The organism is Microbacterium sp. 22195 (assembly GCF_052056515.1).
Classification (GTDB): domain Bacteria; phylum Actinomycetota; class Actinomycetes; order Actinomycetales; family Microbacteriaceae; genus Microbacterium.
In genome coordinates, this window is the sequence record NZ_JBQEPE010000003.1 from 316,989 (window position 1) to 343,616 (window position 26,628).

General features: G+C 70.0%; 19 protein-coding genes. 8 read left to right on the plus strand and 11 right to left on the minus strand.

From position 1 onward, the window contains the following. Positions 1-2: 2 nt before the first annotated feature. The 3 genes from ACTJJ4_RS12135 to ACTJJ4_RS12145 form a co-directional block, all read right to left on the minus strand. Positions 3-401: a cupin domain-containing protein gene (locus ACTJJ4_RS12135; protein WP_440943550.1), complete on the minus strand. Its 399-nt coding sequence runs from the start codon at positions 399-401 to the stop codon at positions 3-5. A 160-nt stretch (positions 402-561) separates the two neighbouring features. Further along, positions 562-2,622, minus strand: coding sequence for an acyl-CoA dehydrogenase family protein (locus ACTJJ4_RS12140; protein ID WP_440943551.1), 2,061 nt, complete (start codon positions 2,620-2,622; stop codon positions 562-564). 155 nt (positions 2,623-2,777) lie between these two features. Further along, positions 2,778-4,211, minus strand: coding sequence for an MFS transporter (locus ACTJJ4_RS12145; protein ID WP_440943552.1), 1,434 nt, complete (start codon positions 4,209-4,211; stop codon positions 2,778-2,780). 89 nt (positions 4,212-4,300) lie between these two features. Between ACTJJ4_RS12145 and ACTJJ4_RS12150 the strand changes: the two genes are divergently transcribed. Continuing rightward, positions 4,301-4,711 carry an OsmC family protein gene (locus tag ACTJJ4_RS12150; RefSeq protein ID WP_440943553.1) on the plus strand — a complete coding sequence of 137 codons (411 nt, stop codon included), beginning with the start codon at positions 4,301-4,303 and terminating at the stop codon, positions 4,709-4,711. Positions 4,712-4,819: 108 nt separating this feature from the next. On the opposite strand, the gene recQ is transcribed toward ACTJJ4_RS12150, so the two are convergent. Continuing rightward, positions 4,820-6,829, minus strand: a complete 2,010-nt coding sequence (recQ, locus tag ACTJJ4_RS12155) for a DNA helicase RecQ (RefSeq protein WP_440943554.1) — start codon at positions 6,827-6,829, stop codon at positions 4,820-4,822. Between the two features lie 103 nt (positions 6,830-6,932). Between recQ and ACTJJ4_RS12160 the strand changes: the two genes are divergently transcribed. Further along, complete coding sequence (locus ACTJJ4_RS12160; RefSeq protein WP_440943555.1) at positions 6,933-7,229, plus strand: GNAT family N-acetyltransferase; 297 nt, start codon at positions 6,933-6,935, stop codon at positions 7,227-7,229. Between the two features lie 79 nt (positions 7,230-7,308). Here ACTJJ4_RS12160 and ACTJJ4_RS12165 read toward each other — a convergent pair whose 3' ends face one another. Then, positions 7,309-10,248: a S8 family serine peptidase gene (locus ACTJJ4_RS12165; RefSeq protein WP_440943556.1), complete on the minus strand. Its 2,940-nt coding sequence runs from the start codon at positions 10,246-10,248 to the stop codon at positions 7,309-7,311. Positions 10,249-10,488: 240 nt separating this feature from the next. Here ACTJJ4_RS12165 and ACTJJ4_RS12170 point away from each other — a divergent pair, with 240 nt between their 5' ends. From ACTJJ4_RS12170 to ACTJJ4_RS12180, 3 genes are all read left to right on the plus strand, one after another. Next, positions 10,489-11,034 carry an ECF transporter S component gene (locus tag ACTJJ4_RS12170; RefSeq protein WP_440943557.1) on the plus strand — a complete coding sequence of 182 codons (546 nt, stop codon included), beginning with the start codon at positions 10,489-10,491 and terminating at the stop codon, positions 11,032-11,034. Positions 11,035-11,114: 80 nt separating this feature from the next. Continuing rightward, the gene (locus ACTJJ4_RS12175; protein ID WP_440943558.1) at positions 11,115-13,604 is read left to right on the plus strand and encodes an ATP-binding cassette domain-containing protein; all 2,490 of its coding nucleotides are present in this window, start codon (positions 11,115-11,117) and stop codon (positions 13,602-13,604) included. Positions 13,605-13,625: 21 nt separating this feature from the next. Further along, a complete protein-coding gene (locus ACTJJ4_RS12180; RefSeq protein WP_440943559.1) occupies positions 13,626-14,501 on the plus strand; it encodes a siderophore-interacting protein in 876 nt (291 codons plus the stop codon). A gap of 160 nt (positions 14,502-14,661) precedes the next feature. On the opposite strand, the gene ACTJJ4_RS12185 is transcribed toward ACTJJ4_RS12180, so the two are convergent. Beyond that, on the minus strand, positions 14,662-15,825 hold the full coding sequence (locus tag ACTJJ4_RS12185; RefSeq protein ID WP_292699796.1) for an acyl-CoA dehydrogenase family protein: 1,164 nt from the start codon (positions 15,823-15,825) through the stop codon (positions 14,662-14,664). 152 nt (positions 15,826-15,977) lie between these two features. Further along, complete coding sequence (locus tag ACTJJ4_RS12190) at positions 15,978-16,907, minus strand: M15 family metallopeptidase (protein ID WP_440943560.1); 930 nt, start codon at positions 16,905-16,907, stop codon at positions 15,978-15,980. 91 nt (positions 16,908-16,998) lie between these two features. Here ACTJJ4_RS12190 and ACTJJ4_RS12195 point away from each other — a divergent pair, with 91 nt between their 5' ends. Further along, positions 16,999-17,292, plus strand: a complete 294-nt coding sequence (locus ACTJJ4_RS12195; RefSeq protein WP_440943561.1) for a hypothetical protein — start codon at positions 16,999-17,001, stop codon at positions 17,290-17,292. 55 nt (positions 17,293-17,347) lie between these two features. After that, on the plus strand, positions 17,348-18,403 hold the full coding sequence (locus ACTJJ4_RS12200) for an Rv2578c family radical SAM protein (protein ID WP_440943562.1): 1,056 nt from the start codon (positions 17,348-17,350) through the stop codon (positions 18,401-18,403). Positions 18,404-18,409: 6 nt separating this feature from the next. Here ACTJJ4_RS12200 and ACTJJ4_RS12205 read toward each other — a convergent pair whose 3' ends face one another. From ACTJJ4_RS12205 to ACTJJ4_RS12215, 3 genes are all read right to left on the minus strand, one after another. Continuing rightward, on the minus strand, positions 18,410-18,595 hold the full coding sequence (locus ACTJJ4_RS12205) for a hypothetical protein (protein WP_440943563.1): 186 nt from the start codon (positions 18,593-18,595) through the stop codon (positions 18,410-18,412). Between the two features lie 23 nt (positions 18,596-18,618). Then, positions 18,619-19,281 (minus strand): hypothetical protein, encoded by a 663-nt coding sequence (locus tag ACTJJ4_RS12210; RefSeq protein WP_440943564.1) that lies wholly within the window; start codon positions 19,279-19,281, stop codon positions 18,619-18,621. 123 nt (positions 19,282-19,404) lie between these two features. Further along, a complete protein-coding gene (locus ACTJJ4_RS12215; protein ID WP_440943565.1) occupies positions 19,405-21,750 on the minus strand; it encodes a DEAD/DEAH box helicase in 2,346 nt (781 codons plus the stop codon). Positions 21,751-22,002: 252 nt separating this feature from the next. Here ACTJJ4_RS12215 and ACTJJ4_RS12220 point away from each other — a divergent pair, with 252 nt between their 5' ends. Beyond that, positions 22,003-22,905, plus strand: coding sequence for an aldose 1-epimerase family protein (locus tag ACTJJ4_RS12220; protein WP_440943566.1), 903 nt, complete (start codon positions 22,003-22,005; stop codon positions 22,903-22,905). A gap of 117 nt (positions 22,906-23,022) precedes the next feature. On the opposite strand, the gene ACTJJ4_RS12225 is transcribed toward ACTJJ4_RS12220, so the two are convergent. Next, a complete protein-coding gene (locus ACTJJ4_RS12225) occupies positions 23,023-26,619 on the minus strand; it encodes an efflux RND transporter permease subunit (RefSeq protein WP_440943567.1) in 3,597 nt (1,198 codons plus the stop codon). Positions 26,620-26,628: the final 9 nt, after the last annotated feature.

The window sequence follows — 26,628 nt, forward strand, 5'->3', positions numbered from 1 at the left end:
CGTCAGGCGTTCCAGGGGAACGGGCGCTCGCGGTCGAGCTCGGCGTCGTGGCCGACGGAGGCGAGCTCCTGGCCAGCGGCGCGGATGCACAACCAGCGCATCGGCGAGGAGCTGTCGGGCAGGGCGCGCAGCGCGTGCATGACCCCGGGAGCCACGCGCACCGCGGTGCCTGCCTCGAGCGGGAGCACCTCGTCGCCCAGGGCGAACTCGCCGCGGCCGTCGACGACGATGTAGATCTCCTCGATCTTCGCGTGCGCGTGCCAGAACGGAGACTCGCCGCCGGGAGCCGTGGTGTTCACCGAGACGCCTGCGAACTCCGTGCCGATCTCCTTGTCCAGGAACTGCTTGCCCTTCTCGCCGCCCCAGGATGCGAGTTCACCGATCTGCGTCACGTTGCTCATGCGTTCAGGCTATCGCGGGGGTCGGACGGCCAGGCATCCGCGATCCTGCTCGCCCAGCGTGCGCTTCGCGCGGGAATGTGCCACTCGTGCGGACGAATTCACAGCATTCATCCGCGGCAAGCGCACATTCCCGCGGGAGGTGCACACGGATGCCCGCGGCTCAGGCCTGCTTCTGCTTGGCCTGCTTGCGCAGCTCCTTCTCCGAGATCGGCGCCTCGCCGGAGGCGGCGAGCGCGGCGTAGTGCGCGCGCGCCTCGTCCTGGCGCTGCTGCTCGATGCCGCTCGCGATGGGGGCGCGCACGTGCTCGGGCTCGAAACCGAAGGCGCCGACCAGTTCGAGGGCGTGCGGACGCAGGCGGTGGCACAGCCGGCCGATGTAGCTCGAGACCGCGGCCGCGCGCTGCGTGGACAGGCGGCCGTTGATCAGGTGCCAGGCGAGGTGCTTCTCGATCAGCGTCAGGCCGAACAGGTCGCGCAGCCAGGTCATGACCTGCTTGGTGTCCTCGTCCTCGATCGCGTTGACCGCGTCGGTGAACGCCTCCCACTGCAGCAGCTCGCCGTGCGCACGGGCGGCTTCGATGAGCTCGGCCTGGTTCTGGTTGAACAGCTTCTCGCCCAGGACCTTGTCCTTGCCCGCCGGGCGAAGCCGGCCGGCGATGTCGGCGACCATCTGCTGCACGCGCTCGGTGAGCAGCTCGTGCTGCTGCTCGGCGCGCAGGCCGTTCTCCACCGAGCGGGCTGTGGATCCCAGGTCGGCGACGGCCTGGCCGAGGGCGCGCAGCCCCGCACCGTGGAACACCCGGTCGGCGGTCTGCCCGACCGCGTACTTGGCCAGGGCCGCAGCATCCTTGCCCTTGAACTGCCTGGCGTAGTCGGTGAGCAGGCGCTTGCCGACCAGCTGCAGCAGGATGTTGTTGTCGCCCTCGAATGTGGCGTAGATGTCCAGGTCGGCGCGCAGCCCGACCAGGCGGTTCTCGAACATGAAGCCCGCACCGCCGCAGGCCTCGCGGGCCTCCTGCAGGGTGTCCAGAGCGTGCCAGGTCGAGAGCGGCTTGAGCGCGGCGGCTAGGGTCTCGAGGTCCTCGCGGTCTTCGGGGGTGTCGGTGCGCCCCGAGAAGACGCCGTCGAACTTCTGCAGGAACTCGTCGTGCGCGAAGATCTGCGCGTACGTGGTCGCCAGTCGCGGCAGCAGTCGGCGCTGGTGCTTGCCGTAGTCCATCAGCACCGTCTCCTGCCCGTTCGCTCCGTCGAACTGGCGGCGCTGGGTCGCGTAGGTGATCGCGATGTGCAGGCCGAGAGCGGATGCCCAGGACGAGGCGCCGTCGAGTGAGACCCGTCCCTGCACCAGGGTGCCGAGCATGGTGAAGAAGCGGCGGCCGGGGCTGTCGATGGGGCTGGTGTAGGTGCCGTCGGGGGCGACGTCGCCGTACTTGTTCAGCAGGTTGGTGCGCGGCACGCGCACGTGGTCGAAGCTGAGCCGGCCGTTGTCGATGCCGTTCAGCCCGCCCTTGAGCCCGTCGTCCTCGCGGCCGATGCCGGGGAGGTCGTTGCCGTCCTCGCCGCGCAGGGGCACGTAGAAGCAGTGCACGCCGTGGTTCACGCCGTTCGTGATCAGCTGGGCGAACACGGTCGCCGCGATGCCGTGCAGGGCGGCGTTGCCGAGGTACTCCTTGGTCGCCGCACGGAACGGCGTGTTGATCACGAACTCCTCGGTGTCGGGGTCGTAGGTCGCGGTGGTGCCGACGGCCGCGACGTCGGAGCCGTGCCCGATCTCGGTCATGGCGAACGCGCCCGGGATGGACAGGTCCATGATGCCGGGGAGCCACCGCCGGTGGTGCTCCTCGGTCCCCAGCTGCAGCACCGCACCACCGAACAGACCCCACTGCACGCCCGACTTGATCTGCAGGCTCGGGTCGGCAGCCACCAGCTCCTCGAAGCCGGCGATGTTGGCGCCGTTGTCCTCCTCGCCGCCGAACTCCTTGGGGAAGGCCCGGTGCACGGCGTTGTTCTCCACCAGCAGGTGCAGCTGCGTGAGCACGCGCTCGCGGTGCTCGTCCTTGCCCAGGCTGTCGTCGCGCCAGAACGCCGGGTCCTTGATCAGCTCGCGCGCCTCGCGGCGCGTGTGCGCCCACGTGCCCATGAGCAGCTCGTTCACGCGCGCGACATCGATGCCGGCTTCGGGGGCGGATGCGGCGGTGGGGCGGACGGCGGCGTCGACCATGGCGATTCCTCTCGAGAGGGAGCAGGGATGCCTCAATGGTAGGTCTGCGACAACTTCCGGGGAACTCGCCTGTGGATGTTCACCAAGCGGGCCGCGCCCCGGTCTCCGTCCGCGTTGTCGTCACCCCACAGCACCCGCTCCGGGCTCGCCGGCGATCAGCCGAGCTGGTCCTCGGCGTCCACATCCTTGCCCGTGGGGTCCCAGCGGATCACGAGCAGGGAGATCAGGCCGGCGAGAGGCGCGAGCGCGACGATCCAGAACACACCGGTGGACAGTGCTGCGGCGAGCACGGGGAAGAACACGAGCGACACGATCGAGAAGACGCGCTTGACCGCCTCGTTGAAGCCGACGCCGACCCCGCGCAGGCGCGTGGGGTAGGACAGGGTCGCGTAGCTCATCAGGTTGGCGCCCGGCCCGCCGGCCTGCGCGAAGACGAACGCCGCCAGCATCGCGATCGAGATGATCACGAGCGCGCCGGTCGGGATGCCGACGAAAGCGAGGGTCAGCAGGGACGCCGCCTGGATCGCGAAGCCGATGATGGTCATCCGGCGTGCCCCGACCCGGTTGATCAGGCCGACGCCGAGCAGACCGCCCGCGGCGCCGAAGCCGAGGTTGATGACGAGCGCGGACAGGATGGTCACGAGCGGACCCTGCTGGAACAGCATCGCGATGATCAGCGGCGTGCCATAGGCGACGGCGTTGTAGCCGAAGGTGGAGAACACCGAGACGCACAGTGCCGCGATCGTGCGCAGGCGGTAGCGGGCGGCGAACAGCTCGCCGTACTGACGCCAGTGACCGGTGCGCGCCTTCGTGGTGCGCGCGGTGTCGGCATCCGGCGCCAGCTCGACGTCGAGACCGTGGTGCGAGCGCATCACGTCGACGGCGCCGCGCAGGTCGCCCTGATCGGCGAGCCACTGCGGCGACTCGGCCATGTACCTGCGCCGGACGAGCAGAACGATGATGGCAGGGACCGCACCGAACCCGACGACGACGCGCCACAGGATGCCGTGCTGCGCCACCGGGAGCAGCAGGAAGACCGCGAGCACGAGCAGGTAGCCGAAGCCCGTGGCGATGTACCACGCGGGCGACCAGGCGTTCACGCGCTGGGACCGGCTGCCCGAGCCCCTCAGCTTCGAGAACTCGGCGAGGAAGGCCATGGCGACCGGAAGGTCGAGACCCACGCCGATGCCCATCACGAACCGGAAGAGGATGAGCACCCACTCGTTCGGGGCGAGGGCGCAGCCGATGGCCGCGACGACGAAGAACGCCATGTCGGCCATGAACAGCTTGTACCGCCCGAAGCGGTCGACCAGCATCCCGCCGAAGATCGCGCCGACGACGGAGCCGACCATGATCGCGGCGTTGACGAACCCGGTCATCAGCGGGTCGAGGCCGAACTCCTCCTTGACGGCCGTGATGCCGAAGGCCAGCGACGAGAAGTCGTAGGCGTCCATGAAGATGCCGCCGAGGGCCAGCACGATGATCGCCTTGGTCCGCGCACCCTGCGAACCCTTCTCGGCGAGCAGGGCGTGCACATCGCGTGCGGTGCGGATCACCGTGGGCGCGGCGGTCTTCTGATCGAGGCTCATGGACCTCAACGCTAGGACGGGGCGCCGCCTCATGACGTCATCGGAGGTCACGCAGCGTCATGAAACTCGACGCGAATTACAGTGGAGGCATGGCTGCGAGGTACCGGACGGAAGCGAGCAACGGCGTCGACGGGCGGAGCCGGGTGCCGGACGGGCTGGACGTCGCGGTCGCCTCACCCCTGAAGGCGGATGCCGATCCCGCAGCCACGAATCCTGAGCAGCTGCTCGCCCTGGCCTGGGCGACCTGCCTGAACGGCACCGCCCAGGTGCTGGTGCGGGAGCAGCGCCGCACCAACGTCCGCGTCGAGGTCGAACTGCATCCGGTCGCGCCCGGGCCCGGATACGCCTTCCACGTCGACGCGTTCCTGTCGGCCGAGGGTATGACGGATGCCGAGGCTCAGGACCTGCTCGAGCGCGCGCATGCACGCTGCCCGGTCTCGAAGCTGATCGGCGGCGCCGCGACCGTGCACGTGCACACGGAGGCCTTCGCCGCGGCGTGAGTCGCACGGTGCGGGCGCGCGGGCCCGCTTCGCATCCGCGGACCATCGCGAGAGAAGGAGAACGCCGACCTGGGGCATCCGAGACCGGCATCCTCCTCCGCTCCGGCGTCAGTGCGCCGCGATCACCTCGAGCACGGCCTGACCGTAGGCGTCGCGCTTCTTCTCGCCGATGCCGCTGATGCCGCTGAGCGCGTCGACGGATGCCGGCCGGTGCTCGGCGAGGGCGCGCAGGGTGGCGTCGCCGAACACGATGTACGCGGGCACGCCCTGCTCGCGCGCGGTGGCGGCGCGCCAGGTGCGCAGTGCCTCGAAGAGCGGCTGGTCCTCGGCATCCAGGGCATCCGCGGCGCTGGTCTTGCGGGCGCGGGACGCGGTCACGCGTCCGATCGTGTCCTTGCGCAGGGGCACCGGGGTCTCGCCGCGCAGCACTCCCCCGGCGGCGTCGCCCGGCGCGAGCGTGCCGTACTCGCCCTGCGCGACGAGGATGCCGCGGGCCAGCAGCTGCCGCACGACGCTGCGCCAGTCCTGGTCGGACAGGTCGGCGCCGATGCCGTAGGTGGCGATCTGCTCATGGCGCATCTTGCGGATGCGGTCGTTCGAGGAACCGCGCAGGATGTCGATCAGATGGCCTGCGCCGAACGCCTGGTTGCGCTCGCGCTTGAGCCGCACGATCGTGGACAGCAGCTTCTGCGCCGGCACGAGACCGTCGAACGTGTCGGGCTTCTCCAGGCAGGTGTCGCAGTTGCCGCACGGATCGCTCTCTTGACCGAAGTACCGCAGCAGGTTCTGCCGCCGGCAGGCCACGGTCTCGCAGAGGGCGAGCATGGCATCCAGATGCTGCCCCATCCGCATCTTGAAGGTGCGGTCGCCCGGGCTCTGGTCGATGAGGCGGCGCTGCTGCACGACATCCCCCAGGCCGTAGGCCATCCATGCGACCGAGGGCTCGCCGTCGCGGCCAGCACGACCGGTCTCCTGGTAGTACCCCTCCACGGACTTGGGCAGGTCGATGTGCGCGACGAAGCGCACGTCGGGCTTGTCGATGCCCATGCCGAACGCGATCGTGGCCACCATGATCACGCCGTCTTCGCGCAGGAACCGCGACTGGTTCGCCGCGCGCACCTCGGGCGGCAGACCGGCGTGGTACGGCAGGGCGTCGAAGCCGCGGGATGCCAGGTACTCGGCGGTCTGCTCCACCGACTTGCGGCTCAGCGCGTAGACGATGCCGGAGGCGGACTCGGGCTGCGAGCGGATGAACTCCACCAGCTGCTTGCGCGGGTCGACCTTCGGAACGATCCGGTACTGGATGTTGGGCCGGTCGAAGCTGGCGACGAAGTGCGCGGCGCCGTCCAGGTGCAGCCGCTCGGTGAGCTCCTGGTGCGTGGCCTTCGTGGCGGTGGCGGTGAGCGCCATCCGCGGGACGCCGGGGAAGCGCTCGGCCAGATCGCCCAGCGCCAGGTAGTCGGGCCGGAAGTCGTGACCCCACTGCGACACGCAGTGCGCCTCGTCGATCGCGATCACGCTGAGCGTGCCGCGCTGCAGCAGCTGCGTGGTCTGGGCGGACGACAGGCGCTCCGGTGCGACGTAGATGAGGTCGAGTTCGCCGGCGATGTACGCCCGCTCCACCTCGCGGCGCTCGTCGATCGCCTGGGTGGAGTTCAGGTAGGCCGCGCGCACGCCGTTGGCGCGCAGCGCGTCGACCTGGTCGTGCATCAGGGCGATCAGAGGGCTGATGACCAGGCCCGTCCCCTCCCGCACCAGCGCGGGCACCTGGTAGGTGATGGACTTGCCGCCGCCCGTGGGCATCAGCACGACGGCGTCGCCGCCGCCGATGACCTGCTCGACGATCGCCGCCTGATCGCCGCGGAAAGCGTCGTAGCCGAACACCGTCCGCAGCGCCTCGAGCGCCGTCCCGAAACGGGAGGGCGCGGCCTGGGCCGCAGTGGGGGCGGATGCCCTGCCCGACCCGCTCGACGGGCTCAGGGACGCGTCTGCCGGGGATCCCCAGTCCAGCGGCGGCTCCCAGCCGTCCTCCGGCGGGACCCAGTCCATCTCCTCCGGCTCACCCCACGGCTCATCCGGGTACGGGATGTCGTCGTACGGGTCGGATGGCGTCGGCATCCATCCAGCGTAACGACCGCCGCCGACCTCGGTTCCGGCTCTCCACAGCATCCGACCCTGCCGGCGGGGTGCGCGTAGGTTGGACGGAACCGAAGGAGGAGCAATGCCCGACATCACCGTCAGCCGCAACGACGACGCCTCGCGTTATGAGATCCGCCTCGACAGCACCCTCGCCGGATACGCCGAGTTCGACCGGCGTCCGGGCGAGTTCCGGTTCATCCACACCGAGATCGACCACGCCTTCCAGGGCCGGGGTCTCGGCAAGCAGCTCGCCGCGGAGGCGCTGGCGGATGCCGCGGCGACCGGCGACGCCATCGCCCCGTACTGCCCGTTCATCGCGGGCTATCTGGCGAAGCATCCGCTCGATGGAGTCGAGATCCGCCTGCCCAACCAGGGCTGAGCTCCACCGACCTGCCGCACCGCTCCGCGCATGCAAGCGGGGCCGGTCCCGAAGGACCGGCCCCGCCGCGTGTGCCGGACTACTTCGCGTCGACGGTCACGATGGTGCGCACGTCGGAGTCGCCGTACTGCACGACGCCGAGGTACTTCCCGGCCGCCAGGCCGCTCCACGACAGGTCGTACGAGACGTCCTCGCCGCGGGTGACTGTGAGCGGGTTCGGAGTCGCGGTGAACGCTCCCTGCCCCGCGCCCGGAGCCACGTTCGCGTAGGTCATGTCCCACGTCATCGGGTTCGGTGCGGAGTAGATGTTCGCCACGACCAGGTAGGTGCCAGCGGTGGGCGCCGGGATCGTCACCTGCTCATCGGCGGATGCCGTCGCCGACTGCCACTTCTGGTAGTAGCGCAGGTCGGTGGGCGAGACCACCCGGTAGACCGTGAGGTCGAGGTCGCTGCCCGCGTCGTCCGACGAGTCCAGGTCGAAGCGGCTCAGCGTCGTGCCCTCGGGCACATCGACGATCCAGCTGACGTCCTTGTTCTCGTCGCCGGACTTGCCATCGCCGGAGTGGCCGTCGACGGGGTTGTCCGGGTCGGTGAGCAGCTGCAGCGGTGCCAGGCCGTTGACGTTCAGCGCCATCGTCCCGTTCACGCCGGAGGTGATCTTCACGGATGCCGAGCCGTCGACGCCCGTGCCGGAGACCTCGGCCGGTGCTGCGGCGGTGACCGGGAAGACGGCCAGCGGCGAGCGCACGTCGCCGGACTGCCCCTTCCAGGTCAGCGAGCCCGTCGCCCACTTCTCCACCGGAGCGGAGGAGTTGTCGAACGTCACCGTGAAGCTCTTCGACTCGCCCGCCTTGGCGAAGCTGAGCACCGAGGGCTCGACCGTGACGTTCACGCCCGGGATGGACGCGACGGCCGTGTACATGCCCGGTGCGGTCGCGGTGACTGTGCGGGTGACCGTCTGCTCACTGGCGAGCGTGCCGATGGCGATCGACGCCACGTTCAGGTCGCTCGCGTCGATGGGCTTCACATCGTCGAAGGTGCCAGGCAGGACGCCCTCGATGTACTCGGCCCAGTCCTGCACGCCGTTCAGGTACAGCAGGCCCGGCTGCAGGTACCGCTTCGCGTCGACCTGACCGGCGCCCTGCGCGAACACGTCGGTGTTGCGCGAGCCATCGGCGTTCACCGTGTCGTAGGCGGTGGTCATCAGCGCCGACTTGATCTCGGCCGGCGACGCGTCGGGGTGCTCGCCGAGGTACAGCGCGGCGAGACCGGCGACGTGCGGCGACGCCATCGAGGTTCCGGAGAGGATGTTGAAGGTCGGCTTCTCCTTCTGGCGGTTGTTCGTCGCGGCGAGGATGGCGACGCCGGGTGCCGCGACATCGGGCTTGATGATGTCGGAGCCGGCTGCCTTCATCGGGCCGCGGCTCGAGAAGCCGGCGATCTGCGGCACCGGGGTGGTGATCCCGGTGGTGTTCTCGCCGATCAGCGTGATGGGCAGGTCGGTGCCGCTCTGCACGTACGCCAGCACGGCCGCGCGGTTCGCGGCGGCCAGGTGCACGGTCGGGACCGAGTGGAAGTCGTTGTCGAGCGAGTCGGCACCGCCGGGTACGTTCACCAGGACCATGCCGATGCCGCCGGCGGCCTTGACGACCTCGGACTTCTCGGCGCGCGCATTGCTGCCGCGATCGCAGATCACGATGTGGTCCTTGACCATGGCGGCGTCGAGCGTGCCGGGCAGGCACAGGTTCGCGTCGGTGCCCGCCGCGGCATCACCGGCGTAGATCGACGGGCCGGTGACCTCGGATCCGAACGGAACGCTCACGGATGCTCCGGCCTTCTCGAAGCCGGGGAACTTCACCGTGCCCTCCCACGTCGGGATGGTGGATGCCGCGACCGTGGTGTACCAGGGCGAGGCGTGGTCGGCCGTGACCGGGTCCGGGCCGTCGTTTCCGGCGCTGACCGAGACGAAGATGCCCGCGGCCGCCGCGTTGAAGAACGCGATGTCGTCCGGCTCGAGGATGCCGGTCGCGGCCCCTCCGCCGATCGAGTAGTTGATCACGTCGACGCCGTCGGTCACGGCCGCGTTGATCGCCGACACCAGGTCGCTGAGAGCGCAGATGTCGTCGGTGGTGACCGCCGGGTCGGGACCCTCGTAGCAGGCCTTGTACATGGCGACCTTGGCGGCCGGCGCGACACCGGAGACGGTGCCGAAGTCGACACCCGACACCGAGGCCTTCACCCCGAAGTCGCCCGCAGCCGTGCTGGAGGTGTGCGAGCCGTGCCCGGCGCCGTCGCGCGGGGACAGCAGGTCGTACTGGAAGTCGAAGCCGGCTGCCTTGGCGCCGGCGGAGAAGTACTGCCCGCCGACGAGCTTGGTCGAGTAGTCGTGCTTGTCCCACTCCTGGCCGCTGATGATCGGGCTCTTGAACGTGTTGCCGTCGGCCTTGTCGAAGTACACGTACTTGCCGTCGGTGTACGGCTGCCCCTTCGACTTCGGGCTGTTCCCGTTCTTCAGCTTGGCGCCCGCGAACGACGGGTTCTCAGGAGCGATGCCGGTGTCGACGACACCGACCACGATGCCCTCGCCCGCGGTGCCGACTCCGCCGGTCTTCTCCCAGACGCCGCCCTTGCCCGTGGCGTCGTCGCCGAGGCCGAGGAAGTCGGTGGAGGTCTGCGCCTGCGGGTGGCGCACCTCATCGGCGTAGACGCCGAGCACGTCCTTCGATGCGCGCAGCTTGTCGACCTGCGCGCCGGTGAGCTGTGCGGAGAAGCCGTTCGCGACGACCTGGTAGTCGGCGTCCGGCGTCACTCCCTGCTCCGCGGCGAGCTTGCGCTGCTCGTTCTTCAGGTGCGCGATGTACTTCTGCGAGTTCGCGGAGTGCGCGTCGAGCTTCTCGCCCTTGGCGGGCTTGGTGGCCTTGAATCCGCTGGTGCCGCCGTCATAGCTGGCCAGCGGGTCGCCCTTCATCAGCACGATGTAGTGCCCGGGGGTTCCGTCGACGGGAGTGGGAGTGGTCACCCCCTCGGCTGCGAGACCGGAAGTGGCTGTGGATCCGATGAACAACGCGGCCAGGGATACGGCCGCCGTCACTCTGAGGGGTGTTCGTCTCATGAGTCGCTCCTGTGTGTCCGGATGCGGCTGCTCTGCGGCATCCGCGTCTCAACGTAACCCGGCATCCCGACATCCCACCAGTGACTTACGGCCAGGCGTCGAACTCCCGACGCGCCCGGCCTCGCGCGGATCGCGTAGCCTGGATCGGTGCCCCCCGCCGCCAGCCTGAGCACGCGCACACTGCTCGTCTGCGCGGCCATCGGCGTCGCCACCGGCATCCTCGGCGGGATCGCGGGTGTGATCACCCTCGGCGTCCTCGCCGTGACCCCGTATCTGTACGGACTGGTGCTCGGCGTGCACGTGCTGCCCGGCATCATCGCGCAGGAGGTGCTGCGCCGGCCGCTGGTCGCCCTGATCACGCACGTGATCGCCGCGCTGATCTCGAGCGCCTTCAACCCCGCCTGGGCGATGCGGTTCATCGGCACGGCACTGCTGTTCGGCGCGATCCAGGAGGGCGTCGCCGCCCTCACCCGATACCGCGCCTGGGGACGCTGGCGCTTCTTCGTGTCGGCCGTGATCATCGGCGCGATCGTGGCGGTCGTGGTCGGGTTCGTCGTGGACCTCGGCCGCTTCGATCTGTGGGTGCAGGTGGTGTATCTGACGATCTCGGTCCTCGGTCCGGTCGCATGGACGGCCGTGGGCATCGCCGTGGGGAACGCGCTGCGCAGAGCGGGCATCGCGCCGAAGCGCTGAGACGGCGGATGCCGCGGGCGGCCCGACCCAGGTAAGGGTAGGCTAAGTTCACAGCATCCGCCGCCGACAGAGGACCCGACGTGCGATCATCCGCGCCCCTGCTCCGTGTGCGCGACCTCAGCGTCACGCACGCCGACGCGGCGCACCCCTCCCCGCAGCAGGTGTCGTTCGACCTGCATGCGGGCGAGGTCGTCATCCTGATGGGGCCGAGCGGATCCGGCAAGTCCACGCTCACACTCGCCCTGAACGGGCTCATCCCGCAGTCGGTCGAGGCCGAGATCACCGGCACCGTCGAGGTCGGCGGACGCGACACCCGCACGACTCCGGTCGCGCAGCTCAGCACCGACATCTCGATGGTGTTCCAGGACCCCGACTCGCAGCTCGTCACCGGCACGGTGCTCGACGAGGTCGCGTTCGCTCTCGAGAACCTGCTGCTGCCGGCATCCGAGGTGCTCGAGCGCGCCGAGGACGCACTGCGCCGCGTGGGCCTCTGGCACCGCCGCGGCTGGAACCCCGACCTGCTCTCCGGCGGCGGCCGGCAGCGGCTCGCGATCGCCTGCGCACTCGCGATGCGGTCGCGGGTGATCGTGCTCGACGAGCCCACGGCCAATCTGGACCCGCAGGGCGTGGCCGACGTCTACGCCGCGCTCGCCGCACTGACGACGGATGGCAGGGAGCTCGCGATCGTGCTCGTGGAGCACAACCTCGATGCCGCCCTGCGGTTCGCGACGCGCGTCATCGTGCTGGACGGCGAGGGGCGGATGCTGTGGGACGGGCCGGCGCACGAGGTGCTGGGCGAGCACGCCGCGGAGCTGGAGGAGCTGGGCGTGTGGGGGCTTCCGCGCCCGGCGTCTTCGACCGGCGGGATCGGTGACGGCTCACCGCTCGACGATGGCGCGGGCGGGGAACCGGATGCTGAGATCGCCATCTCCGTGCGGGGACTGGCGGTCGAGAAGAAGGGGAGGACCATCCTCGACGTTCCCTCGCTCGACGTCGTCGCGGGGTCCTTCACGGCCATCGTCGGGGCGAACGGCGCGGGGAAGACGACGCTGCTGCAGGCGCTCGGCGGGGTCGTGGCGCCGCCGCGCGGGACGGTCATGATCGGGGAGCTGGACGCCGGACGGGCCTCGCCCCGAGCGCTGAGCTCGCACGTCGGATTCGTGTTCCAGAACCCCGAGCACCAGTTCATCGCGCATTCCGTGCGGGAGGAGCTGGCCCACGGACTGCGGCTGCAGCGCGTGGCTCCGGCGGAGATCGACGCGCGCGTCGACGAGATGCTCGATCGGTTCGGCCTGCGGTACAGGGCGGATGAGCATCCGTTCCTGCTCTCCGGCGGCGAGAAGCGCCGTCTCTCGGTCGGCACCGCGCTCATCACCCGCCCGCGCGTGATCGCCCTCGACGAACCCACCTTCGGGCAGGACCGGTCCCGAGCGCTCGAGCTGCTGAGCCTGCTGCAGGATCTGCAGCGCTCGGGCACGACGATCGTGGTCGTCACGCACGACCTCGACCTCGTGGCCGCCTATGCGACCCACGCCGTCCTGCTGGATGCGGGGGCTCTGGTCGCCGCCGGGCCCACCGCCGAGGTGCTCGCGAGTCTCAGAAGCGGCGGGTCAGCGGATGCCGAACCCGCAGCCTCTGCGACACCGCCCGGCACCCTGTCCCAGAAGACCCCGGTGCCGGGGCATCCGACCCGCCACGACGGGGACACGGGCGTCCGGCTTCGCGGACCTTCGAGTGTGCCGCACTCCCCCGCGACCGAGCCGACGCCGACCGACCCGTACGCCGCGGCACCCACATCCGCCCGGTTCTGGCTGCACCATCTCAACCCGCTGGCGAAGATCGCCGCCGTGCTGCCGGCGATGGCCCTGCTCGTGGCGACCCGCGATCTGCTCACGCCGGCGGTCTTCCTGGTGCTGTCGTACGTCCTCGTGCTGACCGGAGCGCGGCTCACCCGGCGCGCGACCGCGCTGCTGCTGCTCGGGATGCCGATCGGCATCGCCGTGCTCACCGTCGGCTTCGGCGTATGGGTCGCCCCGAGCCAGGTCGCGGGCACCGGCGCCGTGCTCACGATCGGCGCATGGACGCTGCACGAGGGCGCGCTGATCATCGGGCTCGCGACGGCGCTGCGCCTGGGCGCGATCCTCGCGCTCGCCCTGATCGGCGGTCTCACCACGAGCGGCCCCGACCTGGTGCGCGCCGCGGTGCAGCAGCTGAGGGTGCCGTACCGGATCGGGTACACGGCGCTGGCCGCGTACCGGTTCGTGCCGCGCTTCGGTTACGAGCTGTCGGTGATCCGCGCCGCCCACCGCGTGCGAGGGCATGGCGGAGGCCGGGGACCGGTCGCCCGCCTGGTGCGCGGCTGGGGGTACGTCGTGCCGCTACTGGCATCCGGCATCCGTCACGCCGAGCGCGTCGCACTGTCGATGGATGCCCGCGCCTTCGGCGCCCACTCCACCCGCACCGAGCGGCACCTCGTCCCGTGGCGCACACGCGACACGGTCTTCGCCGGCGCCGTGGTCCTGGCATCCGCCGTCGTCTTCGCCGCCACCTTCCCCTGGCAGCTCCCCTGATCGAACGAACTGAGGTCACGCATGTCCGCCGGCAAGATCGTCAAGCCCGCATCAGCGGAGCTCATCCACCTGACCGTGCTGCGCACGCAGCGACTCACCAGCGGGTGGATGCGGGTGACGCTGGGCGGCGGTGAGATCGAGCGCTTCACGCCGATGGGCTACGACCAGTGGTTCCGGCTGTTCCTGCCGCTGGGCGGCGAGGAGGGGCTGGAGCGCGTGCCGGCGAAGGCCAACGGCCTGCTCGGGTACCTGAAGTTCCTGCGCATCCCCGACGGCGTGCGGCCGGTGATGCGCAACTACAGCGTGCGGTCGTACCGCCCGGCGAGTGCCGATGCAGGCGCCGAGATCGACGTGGACTTCGTGCTGCACGGGTCGGCGGCCGACGGCACCGCAGGGCCCGCATCGCGCTGGGCGGAGACCTGCCGCGCCGGCGAGCACGTCCTCGTGATCGACGAGGGACTGACGTTCAACCCCGCACGCGGGGAGGATCACGTCGTCCTGGTGGGCGACGAGACGGCCCTGCCCGCGATCGCGGGCATCTGCTCCTCACTGCCGGCGACGGCCGTCGGGACCGTGATCCTCGAGGTCGCGACCGCGGAGGACGCGCTGGAGTTCCCGCATCCGGCGGGCATCGAGGTGCGGACGGTCGTGCGCACGGATGCCGAGGCGCCCGGGGTACGCGCGCTGTCCGCACTGCGTGAGCTGACGCTGCCGTCCATGCCGTTCCATGCATACATCGCGGGCGAGCAGTCCCTGGCCTCCGGTGCCAGGCGGTACCTCGTCGCCGAGCGCGGCGTGGACAAGGACCACGTGAGCTTCACCGGCTACTGGAAGCGCGGCACCTCGTCACCCGCATCCCGCGCCTCCCGCGAGGCGGCCGCGCGGCCGGCGGTCTGACGCCGCCCTCGGATGCGGGCTCTCCCGGACACGGTGGGTCGGAACCGGCGCTCGCCGCATCCGAGCCCGGAACCGCCGCGGCGCTGGGTCCCCGGCCGTGAACGACGGAGGGCTCAGAGGCCCGCCCGCGAGCGAGGCCTCTGAGCCCTCTGAGGATTCGTCAGCGCTTGCCGGCGATCTGACGGCCGACGAGGTCGCGCATGATCTCGTTGGTGCCGCCGTAGATGCGGTGCACGCGGGCGTCGGTGAACGCCTTCGCGATCGGGTACTCCATGATGTAGCCGTAGCCGCCGTGCAGCTGCACGCCCATGTCGAGCACCTCCCACTCGCGCTCCGTGGCCCAGAACTTCACCTTGGCGGCGTCCTCGGCGCTGAGCTTGCTGTCCTTGTAGGCCAGCAGCGCGCGGTCGACGTACGCCCACATCACCTCGGTGGTGGTGACCATGTCGGCCAGGCGGAAGCGGGTGTTCTGGAAGTCGGCGATGCGCTCGCCGAAGGCCTCGCGGTCCTTGGTGTACGCGATGGTCCAGTTGGTCGCGGCCTCGGCGGCCGCAGCGGCTGCGACACCGATCGAGAGGCGCTCGAGCGGCAGGTTCATCATCAGCTGGATGAAGCCCTGGCCCTCCTTGCCGCTGATCAGGTTCTCGTCGGGCACGAAGACGTCGGTGAAGCTGAGCTCCGCCGTGTCCCAGCCGTGGAAGCCCATCTTGCTGAGCTTCTTGCCCTGGTCGAAGCCCTCCATGCCCTTCTCCACGATCAGCAGGCTGAACGCGTCGGGGCGGTTGCCCTCGCCGGTCTTGACGAAGGTGACCACGATGTCGGCGGTCGTGCCGGAGGAGATGAACGTCTTGGCGCCGTTGAGGATGTAGCCGCCGTCGACCTTCTTGGCATTGGTCTTGATGCCGCGCAGGTCGGAGCCGGCACCCGGGTCGGTCATGGCGAGCGCGCCGAGCACCTCGCCGGTGGCCATGCGGGGCAGCCACTTCTCCTTCTGCTCCTGGGTGCCCATGTGCACCAGGTACGGCACGGCCAGGTCGTCCTGGATGCCGAAGGCACCGGCCAGCGAGCCTGCACCGGCGGCGATGACCTCCTCCATGACGATCGTGCGGAAGCGGTAGTCCTGCAGCATGCCGGCGCCGCCGAACTCCTCGGGCACCGAAAGGCCGATCAGCCCCGCCTCACCGGCGGCGAGCATGGTGGCGCGGTCGATCTCACCGGCGGCCTCCCACTTCTCGATGTTCTCGTTCGTGGCGTACCGCTTGACGAAGTCCTTGACCAGGTCGCGGAAGGCCTCGTGATCCTCTTCGTAGATGTCGCGTTCCATGACGTCCTCCTGAAAGTCGTGCGCGTCTTCGCACCGGCGAGTCTACGACGCGAGGAGGTCCGGACACAGCGGATTGTGGGAATGCGTCTCACAATCCGTGGCACTGCGTACCGGGTTTGTGGGATGCCGTCAGTGGGCGATTCCGGATGCCGTCAGTGCGCGTAATCGGGGGCAGCGGGGAGCCCGAAGAACTCCTCCAGCGTGTGGAAGCCGCCATCGTGGTATGCCTTCGCCAGCTCCACGCCGATGAAGCGCAGATGCCACGGCTCGGGCATGTAGCCGGTGGTCGTCGTGGCGCCCTTCTCGTAGCGGACAATGAACCCGTACTCCCAGGCGTGCTGCACGATCCAGTCGCTCTGCGCGGTCGAGCCGAACGCGCCGAGCGACCCGCAGCCACCCGAGCAGGCGACGACGTCGACGGCAAGGCCGCTCTGGTGCTCGCTGTGACCAGGGCGCGCGGATCCGGCATCCGCCCCCGCGACGCCCTCCGAGCGCACGAAGCGGGAGTACGTGACCTGCTGCAGGCCGTAGGAGCGGTAGGCGTTGTTGACGCCGATGACGCCGGCCCCTCCGGCCGTCAGGGCGGCGCTCATCCGGTCGAGGGCGTCCGCGACCTCGGGGCGCATGCTCACCGATCCGGACGTGGCGCGCAGGCTCGACGCCCGTACGGATGCGGGCGCGAAGTCCACCGGGGCCAGCGGGCGGAGCTTGTTGACCACGACCCAGTCATGAGCGGGATCGGAGAGCGAGATGCACGGGGCATTGCCTGCCGTGACCGCGGCGCGGAACTGCTCGCCGCCGCCGAAGGCGCGCACAGCTGCGGCATCGTCGTGCGCGGCGAGCGCGGACGCCACAGCAGCGTCCGCGCACGGGTTCGCGACGTGAGCCTCGGCCAGCTTCACGTCGGGGAGCGCCATGACCGCGGCAGGCGCCGGCAGCTCCGCCGCGGCGGGAGCATCCGATCCACCGCCGCCGGCCAGCGTCGCCAGCGACGCGATCGCGGTGAACAGCACGCCGATGGGCACGGCGACCCGCACGGCGAGCGGCGCACGCGACGCATGCCGGGAATGCGTGGCGCTCATCGCTCCATTGTGACGCATGGCCCTGACCGTTTCACGAGCCCGGCGCACGCCACCCCGGAGCCCGCCTGCGCCCAGCGCATAGGATCCAGCCATGGCCCAGACATCGCAGAGCCCCGAGCCCCCGTACATCCGCACCCCAGGCGGAGCGGCGACGCTGCTCGTGTCCGCCCTGCTCCTGATGCTGGTGGGCGGATTCCTCACCCTGGCGCAGTCCGAGCTCATGGCGCGACCGGAGCCCAAGGACTTCGCGATCTTCCAGACCTGGCTGGGAACCACCCTGTTCCAGATCGGTCTCGCTTTCCTGGTCGCGGGACTGGTGATCGTCGGGGTGCGCGCGATGCTGCAGCAGCAGACCGAGGCGCTGCTGGCACGCCGCCGCGAATAATAGATCTGTTCGAATATCGCTTGCCATCTCATCGTCCTTTTGTTCTAATGGTGAGATGCGGTGGCAAGGTCAGACGATCGACGATGCGGATCCCGCGGCGCTGCCCGGACTGGAGAACCGCAACGGGATCGTGCAGTCGGTGTCCACGCCGGAGTTCGCGGGCATGACGTTCCACGAGGTGCTGGCCAAGTCGGCGCTGAACGCGGTTCCTGGACCGTCGCGGATGCCGTTCAACTGGACGATCAACCCCTACCGCGGATGCAGCCATGCATGCTCTTATTGCTTCGCTCGCGGGACGCACCAGTATCTCGACCTGGACGCGGGGCGCGACTTCGATTCGCAGATCGTCGTGAAGACGAACATCGTCGACGTGCTCCAGCGCGAGCTGCGTCGCGGATCCTGGCAGCACGAGACCGTCGCGCTGGGCACCAACACCGATCCTTACCAGCGGGCGGAGGGGCGATACCGGCTGATGCCGGGGATCATCCAGGCACTGGCGGACTCAGGCACGCCGATGTCGATCCTCACCAAGGGCACGCTGGTCCGCCGCGACATCCCCCTGCTGATGGAGGCCGCGAAGCGCGTGCCGATCGACATCCAGATGTCCATCGCGATGTACGACGACGCGCTGCAGCACTCGATCGAACCCGGCACACCGACCACGCAGGCCCGGCTCGACACCGTGCGCGCCCTGACGGATGCCGGATTCCGGGTAGGGGTCTTCCTGATGCCCGTCCTGCCGCACATCACGGACTCGGTAGGAGCGATCGACGAGGCGCTGTCGCGGATCGCGGATGCCGGCGCCGACCACGCCGTGTACGGTGCGCTGCACCTGCGCGCCGGCGTCAAGCCCTGGTTCTTCGAATGGCTGCAGCGCGAGCGTCCCGACCTGGTCGCCTCCTACCGGGGCCTGTACCCGGGTGCGGCGGCCGAGGCCCCGAAGGGCTACCGCCAGTGGCTGGCCAAGCGGATGCGTCCGCTGATCCGCACCCACGGCCTGCACACGCAGTCGGAGGAGGACCACGATCGGATGCGGGGGATCATGCGTGAGCGGATGCGCCCGGCCCCGGTATCCGCTCCCCCGGCGCCGAAGGCGGAGATGCTGTTCTGAGCGCGGTCAGTCCCGCTTGACCAGCGGCTCGGTCAGGAAGACCAGGAGCAGCAGCGCGAGCGGGCCGAAGATCATCCCGAGCACGAACCAGCCGAGCTTCGTCCGGCCCTGAACGCCCGCCAGCCCGCTCGTCACCAGGGCGATGCAGAACCACACCGTGCCGCCCGCCGTCGCCCAAGAGCCCCATTCCATGCGCCCAGCCTACGGGCCGCTGCTCACTCGCCCCGGACGCGGTCGCGCACGCCGATCCACAACGGATCGCCCTCCGCAAGACCCGACGTGATGCGCATGATGCCGCCGACGATCCCGCACATGCAGAGGGCGGAGATCACGCCGATCGACACCATCGCCGCCGTCAGCAGCGGCATCCGCGCCGCATCGGTGAAGAACACCGAGGACAGCCCGAAGATCGCCACGAGGAAGAGCAGCGCACTCGCCGTCGTCCTCGTCAGGATGCGGGGCTCGTACTGCACGGTCCGCGGCGCGAACCAGAACGGAGCTCGACGGGAGCGCTGCCCGGTGCGGAAGGGCAGCCGCAGCCACCAGGCGGCCGCGATTGTGAGGCGACGCCCCGTCCGCCAGAGCCGATGCAGCACGAGAAGGCAGACGACCGAGATGCTCAGAGCCGCGACTCCGATCGCGAGAACCGCGACCCGTCCGGCTCCCACCGATACGTCGCTCGCCGCGTCGAGCATCGCGAGCCCGAACAGCGTTCCGAGCACCGCTCCGAGATACGCGAGCGCGCCCCATCCCAGCCGGCTCCAGCGCTCGTAGTCCTCGCGAAGTGCGCGTGCCGCAGCATCCGCCTGCCCGATCTCGCCCGAGCCGTCCTCGGCCGCGCGGATCAGCGGGAGGGATGCGGGGCGGATCAGCGGCATCCGTCCAGACTAGGGCGCAGTCTCATCGCTTCCGCCGCCACAACTCCGGAGATCCGACGCGGAAACGCCCCCGCGGAGCCGTTGTCGGGCTCCACGGGGGCGTTCCTCCGGAGTTGTGGCGCGTCAGGCGGTCAGCTCTGCGGCGCTCGGCACGCGACCGGTGATCTCGTCGATCAGGTCGTCACCCGGTGCGACCTGCTCGAACGGCGCGTCGATCTCGGCGCGGTCCAGCAGGTCCTCCATGCGGCGACGGCGGTGCCGGGTGATCAGCGTGACGACGCGGCCGGAGCGGCCGGCACGGCCCGTGCGGCCCGAGCGGTGCAGGTACGTCTTGTACTCGTCGGGCGCGTCCGCCTGCACGACCAGGTCGATGTCGTCGACGTGGATGCCACGCGCGGCGACGTCCGTGGCGACGAGCACCTGCACCTTGCCCGCGGTGAGCTTCTGCAGGTTGCGCGTGCGCTTGGCCTGGTTCAGGTCACCGTGAAGGGCGACGGACGCGATGCCGGCATCCTCGAACTGCTCGCTGAGCATCTCGGCGTAGGCACGGGTGCGGGCGAAGACCAGCGTCTGCCCGTCGCGGTCTACGAGCGAGGTGAGCACCTCGGCCTTGTCGCGGTGCTCGATCACCAGCACGCGGTGCTCGATGGTGCCCGAGTTCTGATCCTCGCCGGCGACCTCATAGACGGCAGGGTCGACCAGGAACTCGTCGACGATCGCGGCGACCTCGCGGTCGAGCGTCGCCGAGAACAGCAGCTTCTGGCTGGTCGCGCCGTCCTCGAGTGCGGTGCCCGTCTTGCGCAGGATGCGCTGCACGGGCTCGGCGAAGCCGAGCTCCGCCATGTGGTCGGCCTCGTCGAGCACCGCGATGCGGATCTCGGAGAGGTCGAGCTTGCGCTGCTCGATGAGGTCCTCGATGCGGCCGGGGGTGCCGATGATGATGTCGACGCCCTTGTTGAGCGCGCCGACCTGGCGCGCCTGAGGCACTCCGCCGTAGATCTGCGTGGTGAACAGACCGACGCTGCGGGCGATCGGCTGCACCGTGCGGTCGATCTGCAGGGCCAGCTCGCGCGTCGGCGCCAGGATGATGGCGCGCGGCTTGCGGCCGATCTCGCGCCGCTTGCCCTTCTGCGACAGCAGGATGCTCTCCACCAGCGGCGCACCGAAGGCGATCGTCTTGCCGGAGCCGGTGCGGCCGCGACCGAGCACATCGCGTCCCTCGAGGATGGCCGGGATCGTGGCCGCCTGGATCGGGAACGGCTTCTCGGCGCCCATGTTCTTCAGGACCTCGACGATGTTCGAGCCCATGCCCAGGTCGGCGAAGGTCGCATCGGCGACCTCTGTGGCCTGCACGGCCTCGGCCTCGAGCCGCTCGTGCACGACGTCGACGTGCTCCTCGTGAGCCTTGACCGTCGCGGTGCGGTTCCAGTCGCTGCGGCTCGGACGGTCGTCGCGGTTCTGTCGGATCGGCCGGGCGTCGCGGTCGTTGCGGTCGAAGCGCGGGCGGTCGTCACGGCGGTCGCTGCGCTCGAAACGCGGACGGTCGGCGCGATCCTGACGCGGCCTGTCGTCGCGGTCGAAGCGCGGACGCTCGGTGCGGTCGAAGCCGCGTGCGCCACGGTTGTCACGACGGTCGAAACCGCCGCGCGCGCCACCGCGGTCGTTGCGGTCGAAACCGCCGCGCGCGCCACCACGGTCATCACGACGGTCGAAACCGCCGCGCGCGCCACGGTCGTCATTGCGGTCGAAGCCGCCCCGTGCGCCACCACGGTCATCGCGGCGGTCGAAGCCACGCGAACCCCGGTCCTCACGATCGTGACGCGGGCGCTCGCTGCGGTCGAAACCGCCGCGCGCTGCGCCTCGGTCGTCGCGACGCTCGAAACCGCGCCCACCACGGTCATCGCGACGCTCGAAACCGCGGCCGCCACGATCGTCACGACGCTCGAAGTCACGCGAACCCCGGTCGTCACGCTCGAAGCGCGGGCGCTCGTCACGACGCTCGAACCCACGGCCACCGCGGTCATCGCGCGAGGGACGCTCGTCACGGCGGAAGCCACCGGAGCGGTCATCGCGACGGGGACGGTCGTCGAAGCGGCGACCGCCGAAGCCGCGGTCATCGCGATCGTTGCGGTGGTGCGGCGCCTCACGGCGACCGGACTCGGCACGGTTCCGGATGGAGCGCGCCTCGTCGCGGCCCGCGCGCTCGGCATCCGACCAGCGGCGCTTGGGCGCCGCTGCGCCGGCCTCGGCCTCGCGGTAGCCGCGGTGCTTGGGGCTGATGCTGCCCGGGCGGCGATCCGCGCGCGCGTCGGATGAGAAGGAGCGGCGCTCACCGGCATCCGACCGCCGGTCGTCATCACGGGTCGGACGGCCACCGGCGTGACGGTCGTGGAACGCCGTCTTCTTCGCGTAGCGCGGCTCGAAGTTGCGGGACGGGCGTCCGCCCTTGGGCTTGCCGTTCTTAGGCATGATTTCCTCACTGTCTCTGACACGAGAACAGCGTCCGCTCCCGTGCGCACAGAGATCAGCGCACGGCGGACATACCCGGGCATCCGTCGGCCGGGGCCATTCATGTGATGGTTGATGAACCATCGGCCCCTGGGCTCACAATGAGAGCAGGTTCACCCTCGCAAAACGCTCCGCACGAGGCGGGTGCCCGAAGCCGACTGTTCGAGTGTACCGGACCACCCTGGGAGAAGCCCTGGGTCGTACGATGGCGGGATGGCCTCCCCCACCGGCATCCAGATCCACCTCAGCCGCGGCGACGTGACGGCTCAGATCGCGCAGGTCGGCGCCTCGCTGCGCCACCTCACCGTGGGCGGTGTCGACATCGTGCCGCCCTACCCGGAGGACATCGCGACACCCGGCGCATCGGGAGTCGTGCTCGCCCCGTGGCCGAACCGCGTCCGCGACGGGATCTGGCAGGACGGCGACACCACACGCGCGCTGGCCATCACCGAGCCGAAGTTCCACAACGCCAGCCACGGACTGCTGCGCTTCACCGCCTACGAGATCGCGAGGCGCTCGGAGGACGCGGTGACGCTCGCCGCGGCGATCGTGCCGCAGACCGGCTACCCGTACCTGATCGACACGACCGTGCGCTACGCGCTGACGGATGCCGGCATCGACGTCACGCACACGCTGATGAACCGCTCGGCCGCCCCGGCGCCGGTCGCGCTCGGCACTCACCCGTACCTGACGATCGGCGGCACCGACCCGCGCACGCTGATGCTGCGGATCCCCGCGGAGACCTATTTCGAGACCGATGAGCGGATGCTGCCGGTCGGCGAATCCCCGGTCGCCTCCGGCACCGATCTGCGCGAGGGGCAGCGGCTCGGCGACGCGCAGCTGGACACCGGGTTCGCGAACCTGCACCGGGATGCCGACGGCTTCGCGCGCACGACGCTGACCGCTCCCGACGGCCGCACTGTCACCCTGCAGCAGGGGCCCGGCTTCGGCTACGTGCAGGCGTACACCTCCACCGGATACCCGGACCACTCGCTGGTCGTCGCCGTGGAGCCGATGACGGCACCCGCCGACGCGTTCAACTCCGGGCGCGGACTGCGCCACCTGGGGCAGGACGAGTCCTGGACGCTCGAGTGGGGCATCCGCTTCTCCGGCTGAGCGCGCGCGTCAGCAAGCCGGAACAGAAGTGCGTCCGCCGCGTCAGTGTGGATCAGAAGTGCACCGCGGAAGCATGATTCCGCTGCGTTTGTGATCCACGCTGAGTGACGGTCGCAGTCAGTCGACCGGGTTCGCGGAGGGCAGCGCCTGCGAGCGCAGCTCGCGTCGGGTCGGGTGGTGCGCCGCGGGGTCGGCTGCGGCCTGCGCGACGACGGATGCCGCCGCTGCGGCGGCCGAGGCGGCAGCAGCAGCGGCGGATGCCGCGGCAGCCGCCGCGAGCATGGGGTCGGCGGAGCGGACGGGCTCGTAGGGCTGCACTGCAGGGGAGTCTGTGAACTGCAGGCGTGCGATCGTGCCGGAGTCCACCGCCGCGGGCGGCGCACCATCGGCCTGCCCACCCGGGGCATCCGGCGTCGAATCGGATGCCGCGAGTCCCGCCCCCGCGAGAGCACCCGCACCGGCCGCGAACGACCGCGCACCGGCACCGGACCCGGCGGCCACGGAACCGGCACCACCGCCGTGCGCCTCGCCCGCGAGATGCGCCTCGACGTCGCTGCGGTGCATGATCTCGGGCGCGATGGGCCTGCGCGGGCCCTCAGGTCCGGCAGGACCGGAGCCTCCCGGACCAGATCCGTCCGGTCCGGAGGCTCCGCCGCCCCGAGCGGCCCGCCGTGCGGCACGCCGCTCCTTCGCGCCCTCGACCAGGTTGTAGAGCGTCGGAAGCACGATCAGCGTCAGCACCGTCGACGACACCAGGCCGCCGATGACCACGATGGCGAGCGGCTGGGAGATGAACCCGCCGTGTCCGGTGATGCCGAGGGCCATCGGCGTGAGCGCGAAGATCGTGGCGAGCGCCGTCATCAGGATCGGCCGCAGACGCTTCTCGCCGCCGGCCATCACGGCATCCGCGGTCGTGAGGCCCTTCTCGCGGTACTGGTTGACCAGGTCGACGAGCACGATCGCGTTCGTGACTACGATGCCGATCAGCATCAGCACGCCGATCAGCGAGGCGACGCCCAGCGGCACGCCCGTGGCGATCTGCAGCAGGATCGCGCCGGTCGCCGCGAACGGCACCGACACGAGCAGCAGCAGCGGCTGGCGCAGCGACTTGAAGGTCGCGACCATCACCACGTAGACGATCAGGATCGCGGCGAGCATCGCCAGGCCCAGCTGCGAGAACGAGTCGGCCTGCTGCTGCGCGACGCCGCCGATCTCGGCGCGGGCGCCCTCGGGCAGCTTCACGTGATCGAGCGAGGCGGTCACCGAGCGCGTGGCGACGGCCAGGTCGTCCGAGGCCGGCGGCACCGTGATCGTGGCGGTGCGACGCCCCTTCTCGGTGGTGATCGCGGTGGGCCCGTTGCTCTGCTCGACCTGGGCGATGTCCGAGAGCTTCACGATGCCGGTCGGAGTCGGGATGGCCAGGTCCTTCAGCGCCTCCTCCGACGTCGGCGGTTCGGGTGCGACGAGGTACACGGTCAGGCCGGTGCCGTCGACCTCCACCGTGCCGAGCTGCTCCGGGCGCATCGTGTTCGACACGATCGAGCCCACCGCGACCTCGGAGAGTCCATGCTCGGCGGCCTTCGCGCGGTCGACGACCACCGCGATGTACGGCAGCGACGCCGCCAGGTTGTCGGTGACCTCGCCGACGCCGTCGCGGCCCTCGAGGTCCTTCGTCAGGGCATCCGTCGCCTCCTGCAGCGCATCGGCCGTGGGGGCGGTGACGCTGATCGTGATGTCGCTGGAGCCGAAGCCGCCCGACGACGCCCCGACCTTGACGTCACCGGCGTCCTTCAGCTCGTCGATCCTCTTCTGCACCGTGGCGCGCAGCTTCTCCTGGTCGACCGAGTCGCTGGTCTGGATGGAGTAGGTGATGCCCGCACCGCCGGAGAAGGCGTCGCGCAGCGCCGAGCCGCTGGAGCCGATCGACGCCTGCACGTGCGTGATGCCGTCGACGTCCTCCAGCACCTTCTCGACCTTCTTCGCGGCATCCGACTTCGCCTGCAGGCTGGCGGTGCCGCCGATGTCCTGGGTGACGGTCATGGTGTTCTGCCCGGAGTCGCTGAGGAAGTTGATCTTCATCAGCGGCGCCGCGGCCAGCGTGCCGGCGAGCACCAGCACGGCGATGATCACCGTGGTCGCGGAGTGCTTCAGCGTCCAGCCCAGGATCGGCCGGTACGCGCGCTGCAGGCGGGTGGGCGGAGCATCCGGATGCTCCGGGTCGATCGGCGCTCCGTCCGCGGAGAGAAGGGGCTTGCCGGGCTTGAGGAACCAGTACGCCAGCACCGGCACGATGGTCAGCGCGACCAGCAGGGAGGCGATCATCGCGATCGTCACAGTCATCGCGAAGGGACGGAACAGCTCGCCGACCATGTCGCCGACGAACACGATGGGCAGGAAGACCGCCACCGTCGTGATGGTGGAGGCGGTGATGGCCGCAGCCACCTCGCGCACCGCCAGCCGGATCGCATCACCCTTGTCGGCTCCCTGCACGTAGTGGCGCTTGATGTTCTCGATCACCACGATCGAGTCGTCGACCACGCGCCCGATCGCGATGGTGAGCGCGCCGAGCGTCAGCACGTTGAGCGAGTAGCCGAACGCCTGCAGCCCGATGAAGGTGATCAGCACGCTGGTCGGGATCGAGATCGCCGTGACCAGCGTGGAGCGGATCGAGAGCAGGAAGATCAGGATGACGATCACCGCGAACGCGAGGCCGAGCATGCCCTCGGTGGCGAGCGTCTCGATGGACTGCTCGATGAACGGCGCCTGATCGAAAACGACCGTGAACTTCGAGTCGGGGAAGGTCTTCTTCAGCTCGTCGAGCTTGCTCAGCACGCCCTTGGAGACGTCGACGGTGTTGGCGGAGGGGAGCTTGGTGACGGCGATCGACAGCGCGTCCTTGCCGTCCACGCGGGAGATCGAGGTGACCGGATCGGTGGTCTGCTCGACGGTCGCGACGTCGCCGATGGTCAGCGGAGTCCCCACCAGCGGCAGGGATGCCAGCTCGCTCGCGCTCGTGATCTTCGACCCGGTCTGCACGGTGAGCGTCTCGTCGCCCTCGGTGATGTCGCCACCGGGCAGCAGCACGCCGTTCTGCTGCAGCGCCTGACTGATCGCCTGCGTGCTCTGACGCGCCTCGGCCAGCTTGGCCGCGTCGGGCGTGATCGTGATGCGCTGCCCGACGCCGCCGACGATCTGTGCGGCGTTGACGCCCTTGACGTCCTCGAGGTCCGGGATGACGGTGGTCTGCAGGTCGTTCTGCGCGGCCTCGGCGTCGCTGAAGCCGGTGACGGCGATCTGGATCACCGGGAAGTCGTCGATCGAGACGCTGAGCACCTGCGGAGCGACATCCTTCGGCAGCTGCTGGCCGATGCGATTGATCGCCTGCTGCATCTTCTGCTCGGCGGTCGCCAGGTTGGTGCCGTAGGTGAAGGTCGCCTGCACGATCGAGGCGTTGGTGGTGCTCGTCGCGGTCGTCGACTCGAGCCCCGGCACGCCCTGGATGGCATCCTCGATCGGCGTGGAGACGTCGTTCTCGACGACCTCGGGCGAAGCGCCCGGGTAGGTGGTCATGACCATCAGCGCCGGCAGCTCGAGCGAGGGGATGAGCTCCTGCTTGAGATTGGTCAGCGCCAGTCCGCCGAACACGGCGGAGACGATCGTGATCAGGGCGATGAGCGCGCGGTTGCGCAGGCTGAGGACGGAGAGATTCGACACGATGCTCGT